The 5,121-nt window shown below is 57.1% G+C and carries 6 protein-coding genes; 1 reads left to right on the forward strand and 5 read right to left on the reverse strand.

Annotated elements, in window-relative coordinates; translation table 11 throughout:
* Nucleotides 1-545 precede the first annotated feature (545 nt).
* The 3 genes from B3M58_RS10135 to B3M58_RS10145 all read right to left on the reverse strand — a co-directional run bounded on the left by B3M58_RS10135 (nucleotide 546) and on the right by B3M58_RS10145 (nucleotide 2,687).
* Nucleotides 546-1,025, reverse strand: a complete 480-nt coding sequence (locus B3M58_RS10135; RefSeq protein ID WP_004374702.1) for a hypothetical protein — start codon at nucleotides 1,023-1,025, stop codon at nucleotides 546-548.
* A complete protein-coding gene (locus B3M58_RS10140; protein ID WP_024099939.1) occupies nucleotides 1,006-1,602 on the reverse strand; it encodes a DUF6036 family nucleotidyltransferase in 597 nt (198 codons plus the stop codon). The genes B3M58_RS10135 and B3M58_RS10140 overlap by 20 nt, the downstream gene beginning before the upstream one ends.
* A gap of 86 nt (nucleotides 1,603-1,688) precedes the next feature.
* Nucleotides 1,689-2,687, reverse strand: coding sequence for a DNA-binding protein (locus tag B3M58_RS10145; protein WP_296218786.1), 999 nt, complete (start codon nucleotides 2,685-2,687; stop codon nucleotides 1,689-1,691).
* Nucleotides 2,688-2,866: 179 nt separating this feature from the next.
* Between B3M58_RS10145 and B3M58_RS10150 the strand changes: the two genes are divergently transcribed.
* A complete protein-coding gene (locus B3M58_RS10150) occupies nucleotides 2,867-3,844 on the forward strand; it encodes a site-specific integrase (RefSeq protein WP_069900674.1) in 978 nt (325 codons plus the stop codon).
* Between the two features lie 25 nt (nucleotides 3,845-3,869).
* On the opposite strand, the gene B3M58_RS10155 is transcribed toward B3M58_RS10150, so the two are convergent.
* Complete coding sequence (locus B3M58_RS10155; protein ID WP_069900673.1) at nucleotides 3,870-4,439, reverse strand: DUF4946 domain-containing protein; 570 nt, start codon at nucleotides 4,437-4,439, stop codon at nucleotides 3,870-3,872.
* Nucleotides 4,426-4,944, reverse strand: coding sequence for an ATP-dependent zinc protease (locus B3M58_RS10160; RefSeq protein ID WP_045665860.1), 519 nt, complete (start codon nucleotides 4,942-4,944; stop codon nucleotides 4,426-4,428). Before B3M58_RS10160 ends, B3M58_RS10155 begins: the two co-directional genes overlap by 14 nt.
* Between the last annotated feature and the right edge of the window lie 177 nt (nucleotides 4,945-5,121).

Below are 5,121 nucleotides of genomic sequence, written 5' to 3' on the forward strand. Positions count from 1 at the left end.
GCGCATAGCCTGTATGCGTGGATGGGGTCATGCCGAGATAAAGGAAAATTAGGACATACGCGCTGCAACTGATTGTATTTAAATATCTTTCTAGCGTCGCTAAGTTACTCAGGATGGGCTTTATAGGATTTTATAGTCAATTATAGAATCGGCTCTGAACGCCTGATTGAAGTTATGCCGAGGTAAGGGGGGAATCAGGGGTATGCCGAGATGAGGCAAAAATTAGTGCATTCGTTCTGTAACTTGCTGTATTTAAACGAACAGAATGGAAGTCCTGCTCAAGCGAAGGCGCGCTTAGCGCAATGGCTTCAGCCTGATACCGCTGAGGATCAGTTCGGCCTGCTGCGAATTAAGTAGGCCGATCTGGAGTTGGCAAAGGCACCGGGGTGTCGGTATCAAGGCTCTGAGCCCAGGTCTCGACCAATGCGTGATCGATCACCAAACCCTCGCTCACGTCGGCTAATGCCTCGCGTGTTAGATCAGCGAGTCGTTGGTCGTCATTTGTTGAGTTGGCCATTCCGCGTCCATTTTGCCGTGCCCTGCTGCTAGCTTACGGGCGTTGGCTCTGAATAGCCCGTCTTCACGCCCTGGGTGGCGGCGTAATGGCGGGTTTGGAAAGCCAGGACATCCTGCATCTGCTTGCTGACGTCCTCTTCAAGCCCCCATTCATAGGCCAGCTTGTCGAGTTGGTAGCGAGAGACAAGCTGGGTCGCACGAGGTGAGCGTTCTGCTGGTTTCAGGTTCGACCAACTGCTGACAAAGCCTTTTAGGCGCGCGGCTTTGTCCGTTGATACACAGGGAAAGCGACGCAGCAGGTCGACGAGATAGAGGGCACGCAGCTTCTGTTCAGGCTCGCGCAGCTTGCCTGCCACTTCACGCTGCAGTACTGGCACGAGGTCGCGCTCTTCGTACCACAACTGCTTGGCAAGCTCCACAAGAGCATCGGACGCAACTTGGCTAAGACGCTGCTGGGTGACAGTCTCCAGGAGCGTGCCAAAGCTTTGTTTACGATCCAGACGTGGCATCTCGCCCATCCTCCAGGTACTTCGCTATGACCAGTTTCAGGCAGCCTAGCATTGCGCTTCGGTTGCCCACGGCATAATCGATTGCCTCTGTTGCCAGTGTAACAAACTGGCCGACATCGACACGGCCACATTCGATGAGCTGTTCGATATCATATTGATCGTTTTCCGTAAAGCGGCCGAGCTTGGAGATGGCCAGATCCACGCCGGCGGCAACGAAGATATGCAGCGGCTGCTCACCCTCGAAACCCTCCATCGGGATGGCGCGCTCGCGGTAGTCCTCGTGCAGTGGCCCGAGGGCATTGGTGTAGTTCTGGTCCAGGTACACCTGCAAGTCGCGGCCGTCGCCGTCCTCATAACCCTCTGGCGGTGTGTAGACGGCCATGATCTCGTCCTTACGCAGCACGCGGGCCGCCTCGATCTCCGCATCGATGTCCGCACTACCACGCGCATGGGTGAGCAGGTGCACCGCGCAGCCGCCGAAGACGAAGACTTTGAGCGAGCCTGGCGGATTGCCATCCAGTAGCGGCAAGGCCCGGGCGAACAGATTACCAATGGCCTGGCCCAGTGGCGTAGTCAAACGGACAGGTTACGCAGCCCCCTCATTGGTAGTCTCAAGTAGTGTCATCTTCACCTCCGCTCAGCGCATAGGCTCAGTGTGCCGGTTCATGTGCTACATGCGCCATCGCTGTTCGCAAGCGGTGCCCCGAGTAGCTTCAGCTGTGTAGTGGCTTCGACCAAGCGCTTCTGCAGGCCCTGCGTCTGCTGCGCCTGAAGCGCGGAGGCTTCGCTCAGCCGGGACACCTCCTCCTGCAATGTGCGACAACGCTGATCAAGGGCTTCATTCGTGCGTTCGGAGCCGGCCAGCGTGCTCTGCAGAGCCTCCAGGGCCTGAGTTTTCTGCGCCACTAGCTGTTGCTGTGCATGTCGCTCTTTTTGCAACTGCCGCGCCTCGGTGAGCAAGCGTGCATTGTCGCGGTTCAGTTGCGTCAGCTCGTCCTGCTTGATTATCAAGGTCTGCTGCAGTTGCCGCAGTTCTAGTTGCAGTTGTTGTACCTGCGACTCGTGTCGGCGTTGTTCCTGCTCGCGCTGCTCCTTGCTGGCCTGGCGATAGTGCTCCAAGGCGTCGCGTGCGTGCTGATGCTTTTCCTCCAGCGAGCGAATCTGCCCATCGCGGTCCTGCAGGCGCTCCTCCAGGTCGCGGTTGGCCTGCAGCAAGCGGGCATTCTCGATCTGGGCCTGTTGGCGTTGCTGCTGCTCCTGCTGTAGTGCTTGCTGGGCAGTCCGGAGCTGTTCCGTGAGCCCGCTGCTCAGGCTTTCCAACTGCTGGATTCGGCCTTCGGCCAGCCGAGCCTGGTTCTGGAAATCGAGCCGTTCGCGTGCCAGATGTTCGCGCTCCTGGGCCACGGTGGCCTGCGCATCCTCCTCTAGCTGATCTGCCAGTTGGCCGACCAGGTTGGCCAACTGTTCGCTGAGCGGGATTGAGCCCGCATCCCGGCCGCGCTCGGCGTCTTCGAGCTCTTTCAGGTAGCGGTGAATGGTGGTTTTCGAGCCGGTATTGCCCAGTTCAACCCGTACCGCGTCGATGCTCGGGTTCTCGCCTCGCGCCAGGATCGCCTGTCGCGCTTTCTGAACCAGTGCCTTGTTGATGCCGCCGCGGGCCATGGTCTGCTCCTACGATTTCGTAGTGGATTACATACCATGTATTTACATTCTAAAATTACCCGATGTAAAGACCTTCACAAGGGGATCATTAAGATAAAATAATAGAGCGTTATTCAATAAGACTGGCACAAACGGCCGCTTAGCTGCCGTTTTCCCGTACACAAAGGGCATTTCGAGCGATGAAAGACGTCGAGCGCTATCTGCAAGCCGGTACGCGGGAAAACACCCGTCGCAGTTATCAGTCGGCCATCGAGCACTTCGAAGTGAGCTGGGGCGGCTTTCTACCCGCCACCAGCGATAGCATCGTGCGCTACCTGGTGGACTACGCCGACACCCTAAGCAGCAACACGCTCAAACAGCGCCTGGCTGCTTTGGCTCAGTGGCATATCACCCAGGGCTTTCCTGATCCGACCAAGACGCCCACGGTGCGACAGGTGCTCAAAGGCATCCGCACCTTGCATCCGGCACAAGCCAAGCAAGCTGCACCGTTGCAGTTGCAACACCTGGAACAGGCGGTTCACTGGCTGAATCAGGAGGCCGAACGAGCTCAGCAGTCCGGCAATTTGGCAAGCCTGCGGCGCAGCCGGCGTGATGCGGCGCTGCTATTAATCGGCTTCTGGCGGGGTTTTCGCAGTGACGAACTCTGTCGACTGCAGGTCGAGCATATCCAGGCCGAAGCCGGTGCTGGCATGAGCCTGTTCCTGCCGCAGAGCAAGAGTGACCGGGAAAACCTCGGCACGACCCATTACGCACCGGCCCTGAAACGCCTGTGCCCAGTACAGGCCTATCTCGACTGGATCAGTGTCGCCGGCATCGCCCGCGGCGCAGTGTTCTGTCGCCTGGATCGTTGGGGGCATCTGGGCAGCGAGGCCCTGCATCCCGGCAGCCTGATCAGCTTGTTGCGCCAAATCCTGCAAAGCGCCGGTATCTCAGCCGAGTTGTACACCAGCCATTCGCTACGCCGAGGCTTCGCCACCTGGGCCACGGCCAATGGTTGGGACCTCAAGGCCCTGATGACCTACGTCGGCTGGAAGGACATCAAGTCGGCGATGCGCTACATTGATCCCGCCGTCTCATTTGGCGGTCTGGCTGCAAAGCCCGTCATCCCTTTCAACCTGGATGCAGGCTCTTTGACTCAGCTGCCAAGTTCTCCCTAAGGAGTGGCGACACAGGCACAGAAAATCAGAGTAACTTGCGCACCTGGAGGAACTCTTGCAAATGCTCAGAGAACGCTATGGGAACTGCAGCGTATTCCAGTGAGTAGGCTACTTGCCCTCCTGCGGCAGTGACCAATGCGTGTTTAAGTACCGTCTCACCTCGTGCAGTCATGGTGCACATAACTTGAAGACCACGCAGGTCGCCAAGTGCTGTTTCAGTCGGCTTGGTGCAGTTCGCCAGGAGCCCGAGCTGGGCATAGTGGAACTGCAACGCTTTGCGCATAGTCGCGATAACGTTCTCGATGCTCACGGCATGCTCTTTTGGCACGGCTAGACGTGTGACCTCCATTGCCGCTAGTTGGTTGCCATCCTTGTCCTGTAATACAGCTCTCTGGCGCGAGCCGGTAGGCTGTCCCTGTGCATCCAGCAGAGCGGGCTGGCGCGAGCTACTCCAGCCTTCTGGCCACTCCACATTGAGGTCAGTTGCATAGGTCTGGAAGGCGATCAATAAACTTATGACTACCGAAACCAATGGCAGAGCAAATCTAACTAAAGTCATGACAAGAGGTTGCGTCTCAGGGTCATGATTTGCCACATCGCGGCTCCATGGTGAATGTCTGGGAGGCATCAACCGCACCGATACGCGCCAGTGTGCGGCGGCCGATAAGGACTGGATAATTCATCTTGCCTCGATCCTTGAGCGAAAACTCCTCACTATAAATACGTGACCCGATGCACATTTGCATGACTACAACTGGCCTTTTCTCAGCGCCGCCCGCACCACGCACCTTCACATTGCGAATGACCCTGCGCTCAAATGATGAATTGGCCATCTTGCCGGTCTCACTGTCTTTGACTTCCACGTTGAAGCGGACCCATTTCTCGCCGTCCTTTTCAAACCTTTCCAGGTCCTTCGCATCCATCGATGAGGTCAAGGCCCCCGTATCCAATTTGATTTTTACGGAGATGTTTTCCGGCTGAATCAGTCCTTCCTCCACCCAGCCAAATACTTTGGGGGGTGTGTTCGTCGCAGCGAAGCAGGGTGCCATCGCCAAAGCGATAAAAACGGCAGACAACCATCTGGTAGTTCGATGCTGCATAGTGGAAACCTCATTTATGGCGCGTTGGATTCGTTTAGGCCAGGTATCACCCGTGGCCCATTCGCCGCTTTCTCATCTTTCAAGGAAGAATTTCTAAGCGTCTTCGTAGCTGCGGCTGCTCGCCCATTCCAAGTCATACTGCACTTCGAGGTAAAATGCGGATTCCACGCTGACTCG

Source organism: Pseudomonas sp. UBA2684, from assembly GCA_002354655.1.
Classification (GTDB): domain Bacteria; phylum Pseudomonadota; class Gammaproteobacteria; order Pseudomonadales; family Pseudomonadaceae; genus Aquipseudomonas.